General features: G+C 69.9%; 19 protein-coding genes. 3 read left to right on the top strand and 16 right to left on the bottom strand.

Going from position 1 to position 21,238, the window contains the following annotated elements; all coding sequences use genetic code 11:
- Positions 1–137: 137 nt before the first annotated feature.
- The 5 genes from ABEA24_RS40325 to ABEA24_RS40305 all read right to left on the bottom strand — a co-directional run bounded on the left by ABEA24_RS40325 (position 138) and on the right by ABEA24_RS40305 (position 5,261).
- Positions 138–725: a DUF4291 domain-containing protein gene (locus ABEA24_RS40325; protein WP_345438521.1), complete on the bottom strand. Its 588-nt coding sequence runs from the start codon at positions 723–725 to the stop codon at positions 138–140.
- Positions 726–884: 159 nt separating this feature from the next.
- The gene (locus ABEA24_RS40320) at positions 885–1,337 is read right to left on the bottom strand and encodes a MaoC family dehydratase (RefSeq protein ID WP_345438519.1); all 453 of its coding nucleotides are present in this window, start codon (positions 1,335–1,337) and stop codon (positions 885–887) included.
- Between the two features lie 174 nt (positions 1,338–1,511).
- Positions 1,512–3,302, bottom strand: coding sequence for an aspartate--tRNA ligase (gene aspS / locus ABEA24_RS40315; protein ID WP_345438517.1), 1,791 nt, complete (start codon positions 3,300–3,302; stop codon positions 1,512–1,514).
- Positions 3,299–4,567 carry a histidine--tRNA ligase gene (gene hisS, locus ABEA24_RS40310; RefSeq protein WP_345438514.1) on the bottom strand — a complete coding sequence of 423 codons (1,269 nt, stop codon included), beginning with the start codon at positions 4,565–4,567 and terminating at the stop codon, positions 3,299–3,301. Before hisS ends, aspS begins: the two co-directional genes overlap by 4 nt.
- A 10-nt stretch (positions 4,568–4,577) precedes the next feature.
- Complete coding sequence (locus ABEA24_RS40305; protein ID WP_345438512.1) at positions 4,578–5,261, bottom strand: MBL fold metallo-hydrolase; 684 nt, start codon at positions 5,259–5,261, stop codon at positions 4,578–4,580.
- A 215-nt stretch (positions 5,262–5,476) separates the two neighbouring features.
- On the opposite strand from ABEA24_RS40305, the gene ABEA24_RS40300 reads away from it, so the two are divergent.
- Both ABEA24_RS40300 and ABEA24_RS40295 read left to right on the top strand, forming a co-directional pair.
- A complete protein-coding gene (locus tag ABEA24_RS40300; RefSeq protein WP_345438509.1) occupies positions 5,477–6,313 on the top strand; it encodes a peptidylprolyl isomerase in 837 nt (278 codons plus the stop codon).
- 212 nt (positions 6,314–6,525) lie between these two features.
- Positions 6,526–7,755, top strand: a complete 1,230-nt coding sequence (locus ABEA24_RS40295) for a DUF349 domain-containing protein (RefSeq protein ID WP_345438507.1) — start codon at positions 6,526–6,528, stop codon at positions 7,753–7,755.
- Between the two features lie 54 nt (positions 7,756–7,809).
- Here ABEA24_RS40295 and ABEA24_RS40290 read toward each other — a convergent pair whose 3' ends face one another.
- The gene (locus ABEA24_RS40290) at positions 7,810–9,981 is read right to left on the bottom strand and encodes a RelA/SpoT family protein (RefSeq protein ID WP_345438601.1); all 2,172 of its coding nucleotides are present in this window, start codon (positions 9,979–9,981) and stop codon (positions 7,810–7,812) included.
- A gap of 358 nt (positions 9,982–10,339) precedes the next feature.
- Between ABEA24_RS40290 and ABEA24_RS40285 the strand changes: the two genes are divergently transcribed.
- Positions 10,340–11,779, top strand: a complete 1,440-nt coding sequence (locus ABEA24_RS40285) for a penicillin-binding transpeptidase domain-containing protein (protein WP_345438505.1) — start codon at positions 10,340–10,342, stop codon at positions 11,777–11,779.
- Positions 11,780–12,021: 242 nt separating this feature from the next.
- Here the strand turns inward: ABEA24_RS40285 and ABEA24_RS40280 are convergent, their stop codons facing one another.
- From ABEA24_RS40280 to pdxT, 10 genes are all read right to left on the bottom strand, one after another.
- Positions 12,022–12,573, bottom strand: coding sequence for an adenine phosphoribosyltransferase (locus tag ABEA24_RS40280; protein WP_345438503.1), 552 nt, complete (start codon positions 12,571–12,573; stop codon positions 12,022–12,024).
- 45 nt (positions 12,574–12,618) lie between these two features.
- The gene (gene secF / locus ABEA24_RS40275; RefSeq protein WP_345438501.1) at positions 12,619–13,773 is read right to left on the bottom strand and encodes a protein translocase subunit SecF; all 1,155 of its coding nucleotides are present in this window, start codon (positions 13,771–13,773) and stop codon (positions 12,619–12,621) included.
- The gene (gene secD / locus ABEA24_RS40270; RefSeq protein WP_345438499.1) at positions 13,773–15,524 is read right to left on the bottom strand and encodes a protein translocase subunit SecD; all 1,752 of its coding nucleotides are present in this window, start codon (positions 15,522–15,524) and stop codon (positions 13,773–13,775) included. The genes secF and secD overlap by 1 nt, the downstream gene beginning before the upstream one ends.
- 94 nt (positions 15,525–15,618) lie before the next feature.
- Positions 15,619–16,149, bottom strand: coding sequence for a preprotein translocase subunit YajC (gene yajC / locus ABEA24_RS40265; protein ID WP_345438497.1), 531 nt, complete (start codon positions 16,147–16,149; stop codon positions 15,619–15,621).
- Between the two features lie 156 nt (positions 16,150–16,305).
- Positions 16,306–17,343, bottom strand: a complete 1,038-nt coding sequence (gene ruvB / locus ABEA24_RS40260) for a Holliday junction branch migration DNA helicase RuvB (protein ID WP_345438496.1) — start codon at positions 17,341–17,343, stop codon at positions 16,306–16,308.
- A gap of 16 nt (positions 17,344–17,359) precedes the next feature.
- On the bottom strand, positions 17,360–17,965 hold the full coding sequence (gene ruvA / locus ABEA24_RS40255) for a Holliday junction branch migration protein RuvA (protein ID WP_345438494.1): 606 nt from the start codon (positions 17,963–17,965) through the stop codon (positions 17,360–17,362).
- Between the two features lie 58 nt (positions 17,966–18,023).
- Positions 18,024–18,548, bottom strand: coding sequence for a crossover junction endodeoxyribonuclease RuvC (gene ruvC / locus ABEA24_RS40250; RefSeq protein ID WP_345438492.1), 525 nt, complete (start codon positions 18,546–18,548; stop codon positions 18,024–18,026).
- A gap of 94 nt (positions 18,549–18,642) precedes the next feature.
- A complete protein-coding gene (locus tag ABEA24_RS40245; RefSeq protein WP_345438490.1) occupies positions 18,643–19,785 on the bottom strand; it encodes a GNAT family N-acetyltransferase in 1,143 nt (380 codons plus the stop codon).
- Between the two features lie 66 nt (positions 19,786–19,851).
- Positions 19,852–20,604 carry a YebC/PmpR family DNA-binding transcriptional regulator gene (locus ABEA24_RS40240; RefSeq protein ID WP_345438488.1) on the bottom strand — a complete coding sequence of 251 codons (753 nt, stop codon included), beginning with the start codon at positions 20,602–20,604 and terminating at the stop codon, positions 19,852–19,854.
- On the bottom strand, positions 20,604–21,209 hold the full coding sequence (gene pdxT / locus ABEA24_RS40235; RefSeq protein ID WP_345438486.1) for a pyridoxal 5'-phosphate synthase glutaminase subunit PdxT: 606 nt from the start codon (positions 21,207–21,209) through the stop codon (positions 20,604–20,606). Before pdxT ends, ABEA24_RS40240 begins: the two co-directional genes overlap by 1 nt.
- Between the last annotated feature and the right edge of the window lie 29 nt (positions 21,210–21,238).

Raw genomic sequence — 21,238 nt, 5'->3', positions numbered from 1 at the left:
CCCCTCCGGGCCTCGAGTGCCCGCTGTCGCTCGGATTCAGACACCGAGGACATTCTGCGTCTCGGGAGCCTGCCGCGTCACCGGTCGTCCCCGCCTGCCATCACCGAGTAGGCCGCCCGCCCCGAAGCCGCGACGGCTCAGACGTCCGCGCCGATGCGCCGAGCGATCTCGGGCTCGAGGGGGTAGACCCGCTCGCGCGGCAGCAGCGCCTTGGCCTTGGCGGTCTCCCCGTCGTGGACCAAGCGGTGGATCTTACGGACGAGCGGGGTCATGTCCTGGATGTCCAGGATCCACTCGTCGGCGTACCGGTCGATCACGTGCCGGCTGAGCCCGACCTGGATGCTGCGGCCGTCCAGCGGCTGCCCGTGCAGCGTCCGCTCCGGGTCCCACTGGACGTGGACGCGGGCGTGTTTGAACGCGGCCCGCCATTCCACGCTGTCGCGGTAGATGCGGCGGTCGGCGTGCGTCAGGACCGCCTGCGACAGCGCCTCCTCCCAGCCTTCACGGCTGATGCGGACGGCGAGGATCACCTCCTGGCCGGGCTTGCGCGCCCAGCCGCTGCGCGCCATCAGCCACAGGAACGACGGTTTGATCCACGTCATCCGCGTCCGCGAGAACGGCGGCACGAAGCGCCCCTGCTCGGCCGCCGGCCGCCCGATCTCCGGCCGGTAGGCCTGATAGACGACGATCGACGCCCGGTCGTGATCGGCCCTGATCTCATGCATTCGCATGAGACCTCACGATCTCCACCGCGCACAGCAGGATCAACCGATTTTCGCGTCGTCAGAAGGTCACCTCGAACCAAACGGTCCGACCCGCCACATCACCACTGACGCCCGCGTCGGCGGCGAGCATCCGGACGATGTGCAGACCGCCGACGGACGTCAAGTGACGTACAGCGACAGGGTCTCCGCGACGCAGGCGGGGCGTTTCTCGCCCTCGATCTCGACGGTGATCCGGACCGTCGACAGCTTCCCCGCCGGGGAGTTCTTCAGGTCGACCAGTTCGGCGCCGCCGCGTACTCGGGAGCCGACCTTGACCGGGGAGGGGAAGCGCACCTTGTTCAGCCCGACGTTGACGCCCATCTTCGGCCCGTCGATCCAGAAGATCTCCGGCATGAAGGCGTTCACCAGCGACAGCGTGAGATAACCGTGCGCGATGATAGCTCCGAACGGTCCGTCGGCCGCCCGCTCGGGGTCGACGTGAATCCACTGATGGTCGCCGGTCGCCTCCGCGAACAGGTCGATCTGCTGCTGCGTGACCTCCCGCCAAGGGCTGTGGCCCAGATGCTCGCCCTTGGCGGCGGCGAACTCGGCAAGACTCGCGAAACGTCTCATGGTGATCATCATCCCGATCCGATCACCGGCGGAACAACGCCGCGCGACGACAAGACACGCCACCGGCCGCTTGTAGCTACGGTCGCCGCCTTGGCCAGGTGTGCCGAGACTCGGGCCCGTGAGACCGACACGCGCGACGGGGATCCCGAGCCGGGATCCCCGTCGGCGAGGCCGTCAGTACTTCTCGGTGGAGGGGCGGACGATGTGGCCGGGCTCGTTGGGCTCCATCGGCTTCTCGTCCTCCGGGCGGACGTCGATGCCCGCCTCCTTGCGCTGCTCCTCGGTGATCGGCGTGGGCGCGCCGGTCAGCGGGTCGTAGCCGGAGGCGGCCTTCGGGAAGGCGATGACGTCGCGGATCGAGTCGCGGCCGGCCAGCAGCATGACGACCCGGTCCCAGCCGAACGCGATGCCGCCGTGCGGCGGCGGGCCGTACTTGAAGGCCTCGAGCAGGAAGCCGAATTTGTCCTGGGCCTCCTCGCGGCTCAGGCCGAGGGTCTCGAAGACCCGCTCCTGCACGTCGGCGCGGTGGATACGGATCGAGCCGCCGCCGATCTCGTTGCCGTTGCAGACGATGTCGTACGCGTTGGCGAGCGCCTCGCCCGGCTTGTCCTGGAAGGAGTCGACCCACTCGGGCTTGGGCGAGGTGAACGGGTGGTGCACGGCCGTCCAGCCGCCCTCGTCGGTCTCCTCGAACATGGGCGCGTCGACGACCCAGGTGAACGCCCATTTGGACTCGTCGATCAGGCCGCAGCGGCGGCCGATCTCCAGGCGGGCCGCGCCGAGCAGCTCCCGGGTGGCGTGCGGCTTGCCCGCGCCGAAGAAGACGGCGTCACCGGGCTTGGCGCCGGCCTCGGCGGCCAGGCCCTCCCGCTCCTTCTCGGAGAGGTTCTTGGCGACCGGGCCGCCGAGCGTGCCGTCCTCCTGCACGAGGACGTACGCGAGGCCCCGCGCGCCGCGCGACTTGGCCCAGTCCTGCCAGCCGTCCAGCTCCTTGCGGGTCTGGGAGGCACCGCCCGGCATGACGACCGCGCCGACGTACGGGGCCTGGAAGACCCGGAACGGGGTGTCCTTGAAGAACTCCGTCAGCTCGACGAGCTCGTTGCCGAAGCGCAGGTCCGGCTTGTCCGAGCCGTACCGGCTGAGGGCGTCGGCGTAGGTCATCCGCGGGATCGGACGCGGGATCTCGTAGCCGACGATCTCCTTCCAGAGCCGGCCGACGAGGTCCTCGGCGACCTGGAGGACGTCCTCCTGCTCGACGAAGCTCATCTCGATGTCGATCTGGGTGAACTCCGGCTGCCGGTCGGCGCGGAAGTCCTCGTCGCGGTAGCAGCGGGCGAGCTGGTAGTAACGCTCCAGGCCCGACACCATGAGCAGCTGCTTGAACAGCTGCGGCGACTGCGGCAGGGCGTACCAGTGACCGGGCTTGAGGCGTACGGGCACGAGGAAGTCGCGGGCGCCCTCCGGCGTGGACCGGGTGAGCGTCGGCGTCTCCACGTTGACGAACCGGTGCTCGCGCAGGACGTCGTGGATGAGGTAGGACGCCTGGGAGCGGATCCGCAGTGCCTTCGAGAGGGCCTCGCGCCGGATGTCGAGGTAGCGGTGCCTGAGGCGTACCTCCTCGTTGACGTTGGCGTCCGTCTCGATCGGGAACGGCAGCGGGGCGGCCTCGCTCAGCACGTCGATGTCGGAGGCGACGACCTCGATGTCACCGGTCGGCAGCTCGGGGTTCTCGTTACCCTCGGGGCGTACGCGGACCTCGCCGGTGATCTTGACGCAGAACTCCGAGCGCAGGTCGTGGGCGGTGTCCTCCTCCCGGAAGACGACCTGGGCGATCCCGGAGGCGTCGCGCAGGTCGATGAAGGTGACACCCCCGTGGTCGCGGCGGCGCGCCACCCAGCCGGCCAGCACGACCTGCTGCCCGGCGTGTTCCCGGCGCAGCGAGCCCGCCTCGTGTGTGCGGATCATCTTTGAGCAAGCCTTTCTTTCAACGTCGTCACGAGCTCGGCGAGCGGAACGGCGACCTGGTCGCCGCTGGCCAGGTCCTTCACCTGGGCGGACCCGGCGGCGATATCTCGCTCGCCGAGGATGACGGCGTACGCCGCCCCGGACCGGCCGGCGCCCCGCATGGCGCCTTTGAGCTTCTTGCCGTCATAGGACATGTCGGCCGCGACACCCGCGCGGCGCAGCGCGGCGATCAGGCCGAAGATCTTACGCTCGGCCTCCTCGCCCAGCGGCACGCCGTACACGTCGACCGCCGACTGCGTCACGGCGGCGACCTCCTCGGCCTCCATGGCCAGGACCGTACGGTCGAGGCCGAGGCCGAAGCCGATGCCGGGCAGCGACGGGCCCCCGATGTCCTCCGAGAGGCCGTCGTAGCGGCCGCCGCCGCCGATGCCGGACTGCGCGCCGAGCAGCGGGTGGTCGAACTCGTACGTCGTGCGGGTGTAGTAGTCGAGGCCGCGCACGAGGCGCGGGTCGTCGACCCACGGGACGGACAGGTCGGCCAGCAGCTCACGGACCTGGTCGTGGTGCGCCTTGCACGCGCCGCACAGGTGGTCGGTGACGAGCGGGGCGTCCTCGAGCTGGGCCTGGACCTCTGGCCGCTTGTCGTCCAGCACCCGCAGCGGGTTGATCTCGACACGGGCCCGGGTGTCCTCATCGAGGTCGAGGCCGCGCAGGAACTCCTGCAGCGCGGCGCGGTAGACCGGACGGCACTCCCGGCAGCCCAGGGAGTTCAGCTTCAGGGAGACGCGGGTGAGGCCGAGGTCGCGGTAGAAGTCCCAGGCGAGGGCGATCGTCTCGACGTCGACCGCCGGGTCCTCGGAGCCGATCGCCTCCAGGTCGACCTGGTAGAACTGGCGGTAGCGGCCCTTCTGCGCGCGCTCGTAGCGGAACGCCGGTCCGGTGGCCCAGACCTTGACCGGCAGTTCGCCCTTGTGCAGGCCGTGTTCGAGGACGGACCGCAGCACGCCGACGGTGAACTCCGGGCGCAGCGTGATCGATCGCTCGCCTTTGTCCTCGAAGGTGTACATCTCCTTGGAGACGACGTCGGTCGACTCGCCGACACCCCGCGCGAACAGGCGGGTGTCCTCGAAGACCGGGAGTTCGAGGTAGGCGTAGCCGGCCCGCGTGGCGGCGGTCGCGAAGGCGTCGCGCGCGGCGAGGAAGGTCGCCGATTGCGGCGGAAAATACTCTTTGACCCCCTTGGGGGCCTGGAAGTTCGAGCTCATGATCTTGTTTCTAGAGTCCCCTGTGCGGGCCGTCGACCGGAGCGATGTCCTTGAGGAACGGATTGGTCGCCCGTTCGCGGCCGATCGTGGTCTGCGTGCCGTGGCCGGGCAGCACGGTGGTCTCGTCCGGGAGCGGCAGGCACACGCGGGCCAGGCTCTCCAGAATCGCCGGGTAGTCGCCGCCCGGCAGGTCGGTGCGGCCGATCGAGCCGGCGAACAGCAGGTCTCCGGAGAACATCACCTGCTGGTCCGCGAGCCGGAAGGTCACCGACCCGCGCGTATGGCCCGGGGCGTGATCGACGATCAGCTCCAGGCCGGCGAGCGTCAGCGTCGCGCCGTCGGCGAGCTCGCGCACGTCGTCCGGCTCGCCGAACGTCAGCCCGCCCAGCAGCTGCTGTCCGACGCCGAGCGGGAAGCCCTTGGCCGGATCGGAAAGCAGGTCCCGGTCGGCCGGGTGGATGTACGCGGGGACGTCGCCGGCGCCGCAGACCGGGGCCACCGACCAGATGTGGTCGATATGGCCGTGCGTGAGCACGACGGCGACCGGCTTGAGCCGGTGCTCGCGGAGCAGCTCCTCGACCCCGGACTCGGCGTCCTGGCCAGGGTCGATGATCACGCATTCCTCCCCCGCCGCGGGCGCCACGACGTAACAGTTCGTGGCGAAGGATCCGGCGGGGAACCCGGCGATGAGCACGATCGTCCTCTCTTAAGGCGCCTGCTTCCGGCAGCTTGAGCGTACCGGCGGCACGCGGCCGACCGCGAACGACATACGCGGGAGCGCCGCGGGGTGTCCGGTCCTGGCGTGATTTGCGAGCCTCTGTGGGCCACGCAGAAAAATACCGGCCAGGACCGCTACGATGCGCAGCACGTTTCCCTGTTCATGACGCGAATCAATGAGGTGCGACACCGGTGGCGGGTAAAGACCGCAAGAAGCAGCTGGCCCGGCAGCGCTACGAGCGCCAGATGCAGCGCCGTGCGGCCCGGCAGGCCCAAGCGCGCAGGATAAAGATCATCGGCACGGTGGCCGCCGTGGCAGTGATCGCCGGCGGCGGTGGTGCGATCGCGTTCGCGATGAACAAGTCGGACGACAACAAGAAGTCCACGGCGAGCGCGTCGGCTTCCAAAACGCCCAGCGCGCAGCCGAGCGTCTCGGTGAAGCCCGGCGAATGCGCCTACCAGCCGCTGTCGGACTCGCAGAACGCCAAGGACGTCGGCAAGCCGCCGGTCAAACCGGTCAAGGGCACGTACGAGATGACGATCGACACCAGCCAGGGCAAGATCGTCGCGAAGCTCGACGGCACGAAGGCCGCGTGCACGGTCAACTCCTTCGAATACCTCGCGTCGAAGAAGTTCTTCGACAACACCAAGTGCCACCGGCTCGACACCGGCATCAAGGTGCTGCAGTGCGGTGACCCGACCGCCACCGGCAGCGGCGGCCCGAAGTACGGGTTCGGCAACGAGAACGTCCCCAAGGCCGACTCCTCCGGGCAGGCGACCTACAAACGGGGCATGATCGCAATGGCGCACAGCAGCCAGCCGAACAGCAACGGCAGCCAGTTCTTCATCATGTACGGCGACTCGCCGCTGCCCGCCGACTACACGGTCTTCGGGGAGATCACCCAGGGCCTGGACGTCGTCGACTCGGTCGCCAAGGCGGGAGCCACCGCTCCGGACCCCCAGACCCAGATGACCGCGCCAAAGAAGAAAATTGAAATAAAACACCTCACCGTCACGAAGATGGGGTAATGCGGAAGGTTAGGGTGGCCTGCGGGAGCGAAGCTCCCGAGGTCGTCACGGTGGGCCCGGCGCCCGACGAGCGGCCCGGGCCTTGAAACAGGAGGCAACGGTGTCCAGCGCCACCGATCCTTGGGGAATCCGGTGCCGGGGAGGCGGAGACGGCTCCGTCGGGGCCGTCCGGCCGCTCATGGCGGGCACGCTCCACGACCGGGAGGCCGACGGTGACCACTGATCCCTGGGGCCGCGTCGACGAGAACGGGACCGTCTACGTCAAGACCGCCGAAGGCGAGCGCACCGTCGGCTCCTGGCAGGCCGGTGCTCCGGAAGAGGCGCTCGCCTACTTCCGGCGCAAGTACGACGCGCTGGTCACCGAGATCGATCTGCTGGAGCAGCGGATCAAGACGACGGACCTGGCCCCCTCACAGGCCGAGCACAGCATCGCCCGGATCCGGGAGTCCGTGACCGAGGCGCACGCGGTCGGCGACCTCGACGGCCTGGCGCGGCGGCTGGACGGCCTCACCGGCCTGCTCGGCCGCCGCCGGGAGGAGATGAAGGTCGCCCGCGACCAGGCCCGCGGCCACGCGCGGGAGGTCAAGGAGCGCATCGTCGGCGAGGCCGAGCGGATCGCGACCGAGGAGACGCACTGGAAGAACGGCGGTGAGCGCCTCCGCCAGCTCGTCGAGGAGTGGAAGGCCGCCGAGCGCGTCGACCGGCCCACCGAGACGGCCCTGTGGAAGCGCCTGTCGTCCGCGCGCAACGCCTTCACCAAGCGCCGCAAGGCGTACTTCTCCAACCTGGAGGAGGAGCGCGAGCACTCCCGTGCGGAGAAGGATCGCCTGGTCGCCGAGGCCGAGGCGCTGAGCGGCTCGACCGACTGGGGGCCCACGGCCGCCGCCTACCGCGACCTGATGCGCCGCTGGAAGATGGCCGGACGCGCGTCCCGTGAGGTCGAGGACGAGCTGTGGGCGCGGTTCAAGGGCGCGCAGGACGTCTTCTTCGCCGCCCGCTCCGCGGTCTTCGCCGAGCGCGACGCCGAGTTCCGGCAGAACGCCGAGGCCAAGGAGAAGGTCCTCGAGGACGCCGAGCGACTGCTCCCCATCCGGGACGTGCGCGCCGCCCGCCAGGCCCTGCGGACGATCCAGGAGCGCTGGGAGTCCATCGGGATGGTGCCGCGCGACTCCCGGGAGCAGCTCGAAGGCCGGCTGCGCCGGATCGAGGAGGCCGTACGCTCCGCCGAGGAGTCGGAGTGGCGGCGCACCAACCCGGAGGCCCGGGCGCGCGCCGAGGCCACGGTGACGCAGCTGCGCGCCTCGATCCAGCAGCTCGAGGCGCGCATGGAGAAGGCCCGCCGCGGCGGACGCGACAAGGACGTCAAGGACGCCGAAGAGGCCCTGACGGCGCGCCGTGCGTGGCTGGAAGAGGCCGAGCGTACGCTCACCGAGTTCTCCTGACCGTGATCGTCGGCCCGGCCCCCGCGGGGGCCGGGCCGACGATCATGTAACGGGTCAGTTGGTGACGCGGTAGACGTCGTAGACGCCGTCGACGTTGCGGACCGCCTTGAGCACGTGGCCCAGGTGCTTCGGATCCCCCATCTCGAAGCTGAACCTGCTGATGGCGACCCGGTCGCGGTTGGTGGCGACGGACGCCGACAGGATGTTCACGTGCTGGTCGGACAGCACCCGGGTGATGTCGGACAGCAGCCGGGTGCGGTCGAGCGCCTCGACCTGGATGGCCACCAGGAAGACCGAGTCCTCCCCCGGCGACCACTTGACATCGACCATGCGGTCCGGCTGGGTACGGAGGTTCGCCACGTTGACGCAGTCGGCCCGGTGCACCGAGACGCCGTTGCCGCGCGTGACGAACCCGACGATCTCGTCGCCCGGCACCGGCGTGCAGCACCGGGACAGGCGCACCCACACGTCCGGGTCGCCGGCGACGACCACGCCCGGGTCGCCCGCGGGCCGCGACCGCCGCTTCTTGCTCGGGATGACGGTCTCGTCGAGGTCCTCGGCCGCGCTCTCGACCCCGCCGAGGGAGTCGACGAGCTTCTGCACGACGCTCTGCGCGGAGACGTGGCTCTCGCCGATCGCGGCGTACAGCGCCGAGACGTCGGAGTAGCGCAGGTCGTGGGCCAGCGCGACGAGGGCCTCCCCGGAGAGCATGCGCTGCAGCGGGAGGTTCTGCTTGCGCATCGCGCGGGCGAGGGCCTCCTTGCCCTGCTCGATGGCGGTCTCGCGGCGCTCCTTGGAGAACCAGTGCTTGATCTTGTTGCGGGCGCGGGCGCTCTTGACGAAGTTCAGCCAGTCGCGGCTGGGCCCGGCGTCGGGCGACTTGGAGGTGAAGATCTCCACCGTGTCGCCGTTGTCGAGCGTCGACTCCAGCGGCACGAGCCGGCCGTTGACCCGGGCGCCGATCGTACGGTGCCCGACCTCGGTGTGGATGGCGTAGGCGAAGTCGACCGGGGTGGCGCCCTGCGGGAGGGCCAGGACCTGCCCCTTCGGCGTGAAGACGAAGACCTCCGAGACCGACAGGTCGAAGCGCAGCGACTCGAGGAACTCCGCCGGGTCGGTCGTCTCCTTCTGCCAGTCGAGGAGCTGCCGGAGCCAGGCCATGTCCCCGGCCTTGCCGGCCGACCCGGCGCCGACCGTCTCCTCCTTGTACTTCCAGTGCGCGGCGATGCCGTACTCCGCGCGGTTGTGCATCGCGCGGGTGCGGATCTGCAGCTCGACCGGCTTGCCCTCCGGGCCGATCACGGTCGTGTGCAGCGACTGGTACATGTTGAACTTCGGCATCGCGATGTAGTCCTTGAACCGGCCGGGGACCGGGTTCCATCGCGCGTGGATCGTGCCGAGGGTGGCGTAGCAGTCGCGGACGGTGTCGACGAGGACGCGGATGCCGACGAGGTCGTAGATCTCCTCGAAGCCGACCTCGCGAGCGATCATCTTCTGGTAGATCGAGTAGTAGTGCTTCGGTCGTCCCTTGACCGTCGCCTTGATCTTGGCCTCGCGCAGGTCGCCCGAGACGTTCTCGATCACTTCCTGGAGGTAGACGTCGCGCCGGGGCGCGCGCTCGGACACCAGCCGGGCGATCTCGTCGAACCGCTTGGGATACAGCGTCTGGAAGGCGAGGTCCTCCAGCTCCCACTTCAGCGTGTTCATGCCGAGGCGGTGCGCGAGCGGCGCGAAGATCTCCAGCGTCTCGCGGGCCTTGCGCTCCTGCTTCGGCCGGGGCAGGTAGCGCAGCGTCCGCATGTTGTGCAGCCGGTCCGACAGCTTGATGACCAGTACCCGGATGTCGCGCGACATGGCCACGACCATCTTGCGGACGGTCTCGGCCTCCGCCGCCTCGCCGTACTTGACCTTGTCGAGCTTGGTGACGCCGTCCACGAGGGCGGCGATCACGTCGCCGAAGTCGGCGCGGAGCTGGTCGAGGGTGTAGGTGGTGTCCTCGACGGTGTCGTGCAGCAGCGCCGCGCACAGCGTCTCGGTGTTCATCCCCAGCTCGGCGAGGATCGTCGCCACGGCGAGCGGATGGGTGATGTAGGGGTCGCCGCTCTTGCGCTTCTGGTCGCGGTGATGGTGGGCGGCGACGTCGTACGCGCGCTCGACGAGTCGCACATCCGCCTTGGGATGGGTGTTCCGAAGCGTCTTGATCAGCGGTTCGAGTACGGGATTCATCGTTGGACCACGCTGGGCTCCGAGGCGGGCGAGTCGTCTGCGGACCCGGGCGGCGGACGGCGCGGTCGCGCCCGACGGCGTCGTGTCGCCGTCGTCCGGCACCGGCTCGGGAGCACCCGCCGGCGCCGCCGGCGAAGAGGCCTCTGCCTGGGCCTGCGGGGTCAGCGCGGCATCGGTCACCGCGTCGGACGAGACCACCTCACCGGGCACCCAGCCTCCCCATTCATACGTCGGAACCACAGTTTATCCGTAGTCGTTTTCCAGTCGGTGCCCATCACCCATTCCGGTCATCGCACTAGGAGTGCCGGTCAGGGAGGGAGAGGATGCTGGGAGGGGCACCGACGAAGGTTGGGGGCCGATGAACAAGACGATCCGCAGGGCGACGATCTTCTCGTTGCTCCTGATCCTGGCGCTCCTGGTGAACGTCACCTACATCCAGGGCTACCAGGAGCAGAAGCTCCGCGACGACCCGCTGAACGCCCGGCACTTCCTCGCGCAGTTCAACCGGGACCGCGGGCTGATCATGGCGGGCGGCACGATCATCGCCCGGTCCCGCGACACCGGCAACAAGGACTTCAAGTACCAGCGCGTGTACCCGGATTCGGAGATATTCGCGCCGGTCACGGGCTACTTCGCGCCCAGCGGCGCCGTGACGGGGGTCGAGGCCGCGGCCGACGGCCTGCTGGCCGGCACCGACCCGCGGCTGACCGTCCAGCACTGGTTCGACGCGATCGTGGGCAAGGCGAACAAGGGCGCCACCGTGCAGACGACCATCGACCCGGACGCCCAGCGCACCACGTACGACGCCCTGCGGTCGAGCACCTCGCGCCGCGCCGCCGCGGTCGCCATCGACGTACGGACGGGCGCGATCAAGGTGATGGCGTCCTACCCGTCGTTCGACGCCAACGCGATCGCGGTGCACGACACCGCCGCGTCGACGCGGGCGTACAACCGGCTGCTGAAGGCGTCCGGCAGCCCGCTCATCGACAAGGCGATCGATGAAAGTTTCGCGCCGGGCTCGACCTTCAAGATCATCACTTCGGCCGCGGGGATGGACAAGCAGGGCCTGAACAAGGAAAGTCCGGTCGACACCCCCGGCGTGCTCACCCTGCCCTCCGGGAACCCGCTGCACAACGACGCCGACTCCGGGCCGTGCAACGGCGGCCAGCTGCCGCTCATCGAGGCCTTCGCGCAGTCGTGCAACAGCACGTTCGGCAAGCTCGCCCTGGACATGGGCCAGCGGAAACTCGGCGCCGAGGCGGGCGGCTTCGGTTTCGGGCAGCGCATCCCGATCGAGGACAACCTGAGCAGCGCCGCCAGCGTCTACCCGAAGAACATGGGCGGCGACGACGTCGGGCGCAGCGGCATCGGCCAGGGCAGCGTCTCCGCGACGCCGCTGCAGATGGCCCTCGCGGCCGCCGCCGTCGCCCACGGGGGCGTCGTGATGAAGCCGTACCTCATCCAGCGGGTCGTCTCGCCCGACCAGTCCGAGATCGAGGCGGCGTCTCCCCGGCAGTTGCTCCGGGCGACGAGCTCGGAGACCGCGGGCCAGTTGCAGGACATGATGCGGGAGGTCGTCCAGACCGGCACCGCGCGCGGCAAGGTGCCGACCGACATCGCCGGCAAGACCGGCACCGCGGAGACCGGGCTGCCGTACAACGAACGGTGGTTCGCGGGGTTCGCGCCGGCCGACAATCCGAAGATCGCGTTCGCGGTGGTCACCGAGGGCAGCGGCTTCGGCGCCGACGCCGCCGGGCCGATCGCCACGCGCATGGTCCAGGCCCTCAAGGTGCTCTGAGGCCCGACGGAGCCGTCGAGCGGACGCGGACGGGCCCGTACGAGGCCTCGACATCGCTCAGAGGGCGGCCGACCGCACCTACGGGCCCGTACGAGGTCTCGACATCGCTCAGAGGCCTGGCCAAGCGGTCGCGGCGGACACGGACGAGCCCTTACGAGGCCTCGACGTCGCTCAGAGGCCCGGCCCCGGACGCGGACGAGCCCGTACGGGGCCTGGGCGCCGTACGGGCTCGTGAGAGCGTGTCAGCCCTCGATGAGGGCGTGAACGTCCAGGCCGGACAGCCGGTCCCGGCCCTTGAGGAAGCCGAGCTCGATGAGCACGGACAGGCCCGCGACCTCGGCGCCCGAGCGGCGGACGAGTTCGGCGGCCGCCGCGGCCGTGCCGCCCGTGGCCAGCACGTCGTCGACGATCAGCACCTGCTCGCCCGGCACGAGGGCGTCCTGGTGCACCTCGATGGTCTCGCTGCCGTACTCGAGGTCGTAGCTCTCGGCGTACGTCGCGGCCGGCAGCTTGCCCTTCTTGCGGACCGGCACGAACCCGGCGCCGAAGTGGTAGGCCACCGGGGCCGCCAGGATGAAGCCGCGGGCCTCGATCCCGACGACCTTGTCGATGGTGCCGCGCCCGTAGTAGGCCACGATGGCGTCGACGACGGCCGCGAAGGCGGTGTGGTCGGCCAGGAGCGGGCTGATGTCCTTGAAGACCACCCCGGGCTTGGGGTAGTCGGGGACCTCGCGGATCCGCTCGTTGATCAGTTTCGTCAGGTCGACCGGTCGCGAGGTCACGTTTCTCCTCATAGACGCCACCCCGCGACGGATCACGCGATCCGCCGCGGGATGGACTCAGCGCTTCTTCTTGCCGCTGGGCCGGCCCTTCGTGCCACCCCGGCGGGGCTGTTGCCGCGGACCATTCTGCACGACCCGGGCACCGGCCCCGACAGAGGATGCCTCGGCCTCTTCCTCGTCCTCAACATCGCCGTCGGGCAGCTCGGCGACCTCGACGTCCGGCTTGGCCTTGCGCTTCGGGCTGTTGGCCTTGGCCGCCACCCGCTTGGCGAGCGTCTTGTACTTCTCCTGCCGCTCCTGCAGGTCGGCGACGATCGGCGTCGCGATGCAGATGGAGGAGTACGCGCCGGCCATCATGCCGACGAACAGGACGAGGGCCAGGTCCTTCAGGGTGCCGGCGCCGAGGACGCCCGCGCCGATGAACAGCAGGCCCGCCACCGGCAGCAGCGCGATGACCGAGGTGTTGATCGACCGGACCAGCGTCTGGTTGACCGCGAGGTTCGCCGCCTGGCTGTAGGTCATGGTGTTCGAAGTGGTCAGCGACTTGGTGTTCTCCCGCACCTTGTCGAACACGACGACCGTGTCGTACAGGGAGTAACCGAGGATCGTCAGCAGGCCGACCACCGTGGACGGCGTGACCTCGAACTGCACCAGCGAGTAGACGCCGATCGTGATGAGGATGTCGTGCGCCAGCGCGATGATCGCCGCGACCGCCATCCGCCACTCGAACGCCACCGACAGGTAGATGATGATCGCGACCAGGAAGATCAGCAGGCCCTGCAGCGCCTTCTGGGAGATGTCCTTGCCCCAGCTCGCGCCGACGCTCTGCGGGCTGACGTCGTCGGCCTTGGCCAGGTGCAGCTTCTGCTGCACCGAGCCCTGCACCTTGGCGATGTCCTCCGAGCTCAGGCTCTCGGTCTGGACCCGCCAGCCGGTGCCGGTCTTCTGGACGATGGGGTCCTCCTTGACGACCCCGGAGTCCTTGACCGCCGCGCGGGCGTCCGAGGTCGTCACGCCGGACCTCGTCGGGAACTGGAAGACCGTGCCGCCCTTGAACTCCACGCCGAAGTTCAGGCCGAGCGTGAGCAGCGACACGACGCTGACGACCAGGATGAGCCCGGAGATGGCGTACCAGGTCTTCTGCCGACCGACGAAGTCGATCGAGACCTCACCGCGGTGAAGGCGGCCGCCGATGTTGCCCAGCCGTGACATCAGGCCTCCTTGGTACTGGCGGGACGGGCGCTGACGCGCTTCTTCACGCCCAGCGTCGTCGGATCGAGGCCGGACCATCGATGGCCGCGGCCGAAGAACTTCGTACGGGCCAGCAGCGTGATGAGCGGCTTGGTGAAGAAGAACACCACGACCACGTCGATCAGAGTAGTGAGTCCGAGCGTGAAGGCGAAGCCCTTCACCCCGCCGATGGCGAACCAGTACAGCAGCAGGGCCGCGATGAACGACACCGCGTCGGCGACGATGATCGTGCGCCGGGCGCGCACCCAGCCGCGTTCGACGGCGGTCCGGAGGGTGCGGCCCTCGCGGACCTCGTCCCGTAGCCGTTCGAAGAACACGACGAAGGAGTCCGCGGTGATACCGACCGCCACGATCGCACCGGCGATGCCGGCCAGGGACATCCGGAAGTCGATGAACTTGCCGAGCAGCACGACCGACTCGTAGGTGATGATGCCGGCGATCGCCAGGCTGGAGATCGCGACGAACCCGAGGCCGCGGTAGTACATGAGGCAGTAGAGCACGACCAGGCCCAGGCCGATCGCGCCGGCGATGAGACCGGCGGTCAGCTGGTCCTTGCCCAGGGTCGCCGAGACCGACTCGAGCGAGCCCTGCTTGAACTTCAGCGGCAGCGCGCCGAACTTCAGGACGTTGGCGAGGTCGGTGGCGTCCGCCTGGTTGAACTGGCCCTCGATCTGCGCGTTGCCCGAGTTGATCGCCTCCTTGACGCCCGGCCAGGAGTAGACCGTGCCGTCGAGGACGATCGCGAAGTGGTTACGGGTGTTGTTCTCCCCGAGCGCGGCGGCCTGCTGGGTGAACTTGGCGAACGCGCTGGTCGCCTGGCCGTTGAGGTCGAGGTTGACGGTCCACTGCATCCGGCCGTTCTGCGGGTCCGGCGGGAGCGCCTGCGCCTTGGTGACCTGGTTTCCGGAGATCTTGGCCGGGCTCAGGATGAACTTGTAGTCGACCTTGTGAGTCTTGGGATCGGGCCGGGCGCAGATCGCCGCCTGCTTGTTCGCGTCGAGCGTCTGGCCCTGGCCCACGTCGCTGCCGGTGCAGGTCAGCTTGTCGAACTGCGCCTTGACGGCCGGGTCGACGCCGGAGAAGTCCTCGCCGGTCTGCTGCTGTTGCTGCTGCTGGAGCTGCTGCTGCAACTGCTGGAGCTGCTGCGGGGTGAGCGACTGGGTGGCCTTCGGGCTTGCCGAGGCCTTGCCCGACGTCGACGGCTTCGGCGTCTCCTTGGTGAGGGCCTGGGCAAGCGCCCGGCCCTTGGGCGTGGCACTGGCCGAACCCGACGGGCTCGCGCTCCCGGAGGGCTTCGCGCTCCCGGAGGGCTTGGCGCCGCCCTTGGTCTTGCCCGTGCTCGTCGGCGTCGGGGTCGGGGTCGACGTCTGCTTCGGGAGGCCCACCTGCTCGGCCACGAGCACCTGGCGGAACTCCAGCTTGGCCGTGGTGCCGACGAGCTTGGCGACACGCTCCTGGCCCTTGCCGGGGACCTGGACGACGATGACGTTGCTGCCCTGCTTGGTGACCTCCGCCTCGGAGACCCCCAGGCTGTTCACGCGCTCACGCATGATGTTGAGCGCCTGGCCCATCTCGCCTTCGCCGATCTTGGCGCCAGGCTTCGTAGGCTCCGCCGACAGTGTCACGGTGGTGCCACCGGCGAGATCAAGAGCCAGTTTGGGCGTCTTTTGGCCCTGCCAGAACATCACGCCCACCAGGGCTGCGACGATCACGAACAGCGCGAGAAGAGTGCGCCCAGGTCTTGGAACGTTTCTGCTAGGCGGAGCCACGGTCGTCTTTCGTCCTTTTTCTGCGGTCAGGTCTAGGTCAGGCCGACGGCTTCTTGTCGGCCTTCTGCTCGCCGTCCTTCACCGTTTCTGCGGGCTTGGTGTCGTCGACGACGGTCTTCGCCTCGGTCTTCGGCTCGATGTCGTCCTGCGCGACCTCGGCGTCGGCGCCGCTCTTCGGCTCCTCAGCGGCCGCCTCGGTCTCCTCGACCTCGTCGACCTCCTCGGTCTCCTCCTCCTCGTCCTCATCGATGGAGTCGTCCAGCACCTGGCCGATGGCCTGCTTGACGAAGCGGGCCTCAACGCCCGGGGCGATCTCCAGGATGATCGCGTCGTCCTCCACGGCCGCGACCGTCGCGAGCATGCCCGCGGTCGTCATGACCCGCTGGCCCGGCTCGATCTGGTTCTGCAGCTGGGCCTGCTGCTGCTGCCGCTTGCGCTGCGGGCGGATCAGCAGGAAATAGAAGACCACGACGATGAGGATCAGGGGTAGCAGCGACACCAATGGATTGCTGCCGCTCTTCGCCGCGGTGACATGAGTGAGCGCTGTGAGTGTTGTGTTGCCCTGCACCGGGGCATCCTTCCGATGTGATGTGTTGAGCTAGCCGCCGGCCATTTCGCGCCGCGAAGGCGTGTCATCTACTGACGGCGACCAAGCTCCGGAGTGTAAAGGAGTACCTGAAACCCCGGCAACGACGTGACGAACCCGTGCACCGAGAAGTTCCCGTCACTCCTCCTCCACTTCGAAAAGCGTACCTTCCACCGTGGGCGGCGGGGCGAGTCCGAGGTGCCGCCAGGCGGCCGGTGTCGCGATCCGCCCCCGCGGGGTCCGGGCGATGAAGCCCTTCCGTACGAGGAAGGGCTCGGCGACGACCTCCACCGTCTCCGGCTCTTCGCCGACCGCCACGGCGAGGGTCGAGAGGCCGACGGGACCGCCGCCGAACTTCACCAGCAGCGCCTCCAGCACCGACCGGTCGAGGCGGTCCAGCCCGTCGGCGTCGACCTCGTACAGCGTGAGCGCCTGCCGCGCGACCTCCACGGTGATCACACCGTCGGCGCGCACCTCGGCGTAGTCACGGACGCGACGCAGCAGCCGGTTGGCGATCCGGGGCGTGCCCCGGGCCCGCCGGGCGATCTCGGCCGCGCCGTCGTCGTCCATCCGGACGTCGAGCAGCCGGGCCGACCGGTGGATGATCCGCTCCAGGTCGGCCGGCTCGTAGAAGTCCATGTGGGCGACGAAGCCGAACCGGTCGCGCAGCGGCGCGGGCAGCAGTCCGGCCCGGGTCGTCGCGCCGACGAGGGTGAACGGCGCGATGTCGAGCGGGATCGCGGTCGCGCCCGGCCCCTTGCCGACGACGACGTCGACCCGGAAGTCCTCCATCGCGACGTACAGCATCTCCTCGGCGGGGCGGGCCATCCGGTGGATCTCGTCGAGGAACAGCACCTCGCCCTCGGAAAGAGTGGACAGCACGGCCGCGAGGTCGCCGGCCCGCTCGATCGCCGGGCCGGAGGAGATCCGCAACGGCATGCCGAGCTCGCTCGCGATGATCATGGCGAGGGTGGTCTTGCCGAGGCCGGGCGGCCCGGACATCAGCAGGTGGTCCGGCGGACGGCCGCGCCGCAGGGCGCTGTGCAGGACGAGGGAGAGCTGCTCCCGGACCCGTGCCTGGCCGATGAACTCGTCCAGGCGCTTGGGCCGCAGCGCCGCCTCGATGACCTTCTCCTCGCCGTCGGCGACCGGCGAGACGAAGCGCTCGTCGCTCACGCGATCCCTCCGCGGCTCATCGGCTCAGCCTCCGCATGGCCATCTTGAGCAGGGTGGCGATGTCGGGGGTGTCCTGCCCGTCGATCTCGGTGGCCACCGCGTCGACGGCGGCGTCGGCGTCCCTGCCGGTCCAGCCGAGGTTGGTGAGCCCCGCGTGGACCTGGTCGCGCCAGGGCAGTGCGCGGGTCACGAAGACGGGCGCGCCCGAGTCGTCGTCGACGGGCGCGCCGAGGCGGTCCTTGAGCTCCAGCACGATGCGCTGGGCGCCCTTCTTGCCGATGCCCGGCACCTTGGTCAGCGCGTTCACGTCCTCGGTGGCGACGGCGCGGCGCAGGGCGTTCGGCGGGTGGACGGCGAGCATGGCCAGCGCCAGCCGGGGCCCGACGCCGCTGGCGGTCTGCAGCAGCTCGAAGGTCGCGCGTTCGTCGTCGTCGGCGAAGCCGTACAGCGTGAGGGAGTCCTCGCGGACGACGAGCGAGGTGGGGACGTGGGCCTGGTCGCCCACCCGCAGGCCGGCGAGCGTGGCCGGGGTGCACTGCACCGACAGGCCGACGCCGCCGACGTCGATGACGGCGCCGTCCGGTCCCGCGCCGGCGACCTTCCCGCTGACGAATGCGATCACTGCCCTGTCCCTCCGCGCACCGTGGAGCCGCCGGCCGATGGCACGCTCTGGTCTCCGCTCACCTGTCGACTCCGTACTGTCTCATCCTCGCCGCCTGGATGCGCGCCTGAGCGCCGCCACGCCACACGTGGCAGATCGCGAGCGCCAGCGCGTCTGCGGCGTCGGCGGGCTTGGGCGGCGTGTCGAGCCGCAGCAGCCGGGTCACCATGCTGGTGACCTGGGCCTTGTCGGCACGGCCGTTGCCGGTGACGGCGGCCTTGGCCTCGCTCGGGGTGTGCAGCACGACCGGCAGTCCCCGCCGTGCCCCGCACGCGATGGCGATGGCACCGGCCTGCGCCGTCCCGATGACGGTGGAGACGTTGTGCTGGCTGAACACGCGCTCGACGGCCACCGCGTCGGGCCGGTAGGCGTCGAGCAGCGCCTCCAGGCCGCGCTCGAGGCCGATCAGCCGGGTCCCGATGTCGTCGTCGGGGCTGGTGCGGATGACGTCGACGGTCACGAGCCGCAGCTGCGTGCCCGGCGCGCCGTCCACCACCCCCACGCCGCACCGGGTCAGGCCGGGGTCGACGCCGAGTACCCGCACGACGATTCCTCTCCATTCCGAACATCTGTTCGCAGCGAGGCTACTCGCCGTGTACGGCTTCGGGCCGCCCAGGCCCCGGCGTGTCGCGCGGGAATCAGAAGTAGTCGAGCATGTACGGCGTCGCGCCGAAGGCCGCGTCGAGGATCGCGTCGGCGGACGCGTCGCCCTCGGCCAGGCCGGAGCGGCGCAGGCGGGTCGTCGAGACGCCCGCGTAGAGGGCCGCCAGGCCTCGGGCGGACAGCCGGAGAGCGTCCGGTTCGCCGTCCGTACGCGTGAGGGTGGCGCGGCCGCCGTCGACGCTCAGCCGCCAGGATCCGGCGTTGCCCGGTCGTTCCTCGTCCGTGATCGTCAGGGGGACCTCCGCCGACAGGCCGGTGGGGAAGCCGCGGGCGGCGACGGCCGCCGGCGCGTCGAGGACCCGCAGCATCCACGAGGCACGGTGCATGTCCTCCGCGGACCGGTCGCGCAGGAGCCAGAACAGGGAATCGTCCGGGGCGACGCAGGCGCGCACGGTCCGGGCCATCGAGGAGCCGGATCCGACGAGTGCCCAGAGCGCCCGAGCGGTCTCGGCGGATCCGGCCACGCAACGGTGCACGACGAGCTCTTGGCCGCCCGCGCCCCAGCCGTAGGCGAGGAAGCCGTCCTCGGCGAGATAGGCGAAGAGATCCGGGCTGTCCAGCAGGTCCCGGAAGAAGTCCTCGCCCCGGTCGATCGGCCCGTTGTCACGCGCCTCGGTGTGGAGGCGGCGCAGCAGCCGGACGACGTCGGCGGCGTCGTCGGGGCCCACGCGCCGGATCTTCACCGATCCGGTGCCGAGCGTGCGCAGTGCCTCGGACGCGAGGGTGACGAAGTGCTGCGCACCGGCGTGCTCGTACCCGACGGAGCGGTAGACCGGCGCGGTGGCTGGGTAGAGCGCCGCGAGCGGCAGGCCGTCCATGACCTCCAGAAGAGCCCGGGCCAGGCGACGCCCGACGCCGCGACCGCGCTCCTCCGGGGCCACGGCCACACTCGCGACGCCGCCCATCGGGACCGCGCGTCCGTGCCACCACTGGTCGAACAGGTGGTAACGGGCGGAGGCGACGAGGCGGTGGCCGTCGTAGACCCCGAACACGCGGCCCTGTCGCAGGGCGGGACGGATGGAGCGCAACCACTGCGCCTGGTCGCCCGGCCCGAAGGCACGAACCTTCAGGTCATAGGCCGCGTTGAGATCCTCGGTCGCGAGCGCTCGGATGTCCACGGACGTACGCTACGGCATCCGCCGGGACGCCCGCGCAGGCACCGGGCGCCCCCACGGCGGATGGGATCAGGCCTCGATCTTCTCCATGATCTCGTCGGAGACGTCGAAGTTGGCGAAGACGTTCTGGACGTCGTCGCTGTCCTCCAGCGCCTCGAGGAGACGGAAGACCTTCTTGGCGGCGTCCTCGTCGACGGGGACGCTGACGCTCGGGAGGAAGTTGGCCTCCGCGGACTCGTAGTCGACGCCGGCCTCCTGCAGGGCCTTGCGGACCGCGACGAGGTCACCGGCCTCGCTGATCACCTCGAACGACTCGCCGAGGTCGTTGACCTCCTCGGCGCCCGCGTCGAGGACGGCCAGCATGACGTCGTCCTCGGAGGTGCCCTCCTTGGGGACGATGATGACGCCCTTGCGGTTGAACAGGTACGACACCGAGTTCGGGTCGGCCAGCGAGCCGCCGTTGCGGGTGAGGGCCGTGCGCACGTCGGAGGCGGCGCGGTTGCGGTTGTCGGTGAGGCACTCGATCAGCACGGCGACACCGCCGGGGGCATAGCCCTCGTACATGATCGTCTGCCACTCGGCGCCGCCGGCCTCCTCCCCCGCGCCGCGCTTGCGGGCCCGCTCGATGTTGTCGAGCGGCACGGAGTTCTTGCGGGCCTTCTGGATCGCGTCGTAGAGCGTCGGGTTGCCGTCCGGGTCGCCTCCACCGGTCCGGGCGGCCACCTCGATGTTCTTGATGAGCTTGGCGAAAAGCTTGCCCCGCTTGGCGTCGACGGCGGCCTTCTTGTGCTTCGTCGTCGCCCACTTGGAGTGGCCGCTCATTACGTTCCCTTCACCATGTCGAGGAAGAGCCGGTGGATCCGCGCGTCGCCGGTGAGCTCCGGATGGAATGACGTCGCGAGCAAGTGTCCCTGCCGGACCGCCACGATCCTACCGGCGGCGTCGCCGGACTCGGCACGTCCGAGGACCTCGGCGGCGCCACCGACCGATTCGACCCACGGTGCCCGGATGAACACCGCGTGGAACGGCGTGTCGAGCCCGGCGACGTGGACATCGGACTCGAAGGAGTCGACCTGGCGGCCGAACGCGTTGCGGCGAACGAGCATGTCGATGCCGCCGATCGTCTCCTGCCCCTTGGCGCCGTCGGCGATCCGGTCGGCCAGCATGATCATCCCCGCGCACGAGCCGTACGCCGGCATGCCCTGTTCGATCCGCTTTCGCAGCGGCTCCAGCAGCTCGAACGAGCGTGCGAGCCGCCACATCGTGGTGGACTCCCCGCCGGGGATCACGAGCGCGTCGACCCGCTCGAGCTCCTCCGGGCGCCGCACGGCCTCCGTCGACGCTCCGCAGGACTCCAGCGCGCGCCGGTGCTCACGGACGTCTCCCTGCAGTGCGAGCACGCCGATCGTCGGGACAGCAGCAACCACGAATCAGCCCTTCAGAATGAGATGTACGG

The sequence above is a fragment of the Actinoallomurus vinaceus genome (assembly GCF_039542055.1).
Taxonomy (GTDB): Bacteria; Actinomycetota; Actinomycetes; order Streptosporangiales; family Streptosporangiaceae; genus Actinoallomurus; species Actinoallomurus vinaceus.
This window is presented reverse-complemented; position numbering and strand designations above follow the sequence as displayed.

Bases quoted from the DNA above. Each gene is read 5' to 3' on its own strand.
- ABEA24_RS40325 (WP_345438521.1), bottom strand. From the start codon at position 725: ATGCATGAGATCAGGGCCGATCACGACCGGGCGTCGATCGTCGTCTAT.
- ABEA24_RS40320 (WP_345438519.1), bottom strand. From the start codon at position 1,337: ATGAGACGTTTCGCGAGTCTTGCCGAGTTCGCCGCCGCCAAGGGCGAG.
- aspS (WP_345438517.1), bottom strand. From the start codon at position 3,302: ATGATCCGCACACACGAGGCGGGCTCGCTGCGCCGGGAACACGCCGGG.
- hisS (WP_345438514.1), bottom strand. From the start codon at position 4,567: ATGAGCTCGAACTTCCAGGCCCCCAAGGGGGTCAAAGAGTATTTTCCG.
- ABEA24_RS40290 (WP_345438601.1), bottom strand. From the start codon at position 9,981: ATGAATCCCGTACTCGAACCGCTGATCAAGACGCTTCGGAACACCCAT.
- ABEA24_RS40285 (WP_345438505.1), top strand. From the start codon at position 10,340: ATGAACAAGACGATCCGCAGGGCGACGATCTTCTCGTTGCTCCTGATC.
- ABEA24_RS40280 (WP_345438503.1), bottom strand. From the start codon at position 12,573: ATGAGGAGAAACGTGACCTCGCGACCGGTCGACCTGACGAAACTGATC.
- secF (WP_345438501.1), bottom strand. From the start codon at position 13,773: ATGTCACGGCTGGGCAACATCGGCGGCCGCCTTCACCGCGGTGAGGTC.
- ABEA24_RS40240 (WP_345438488.1), bottom strand. From the start codon at position 20,604: ATGAGCGGCCACTCCAAGTGGGCGACGACGAAGCACAAGAAGGCCGCC.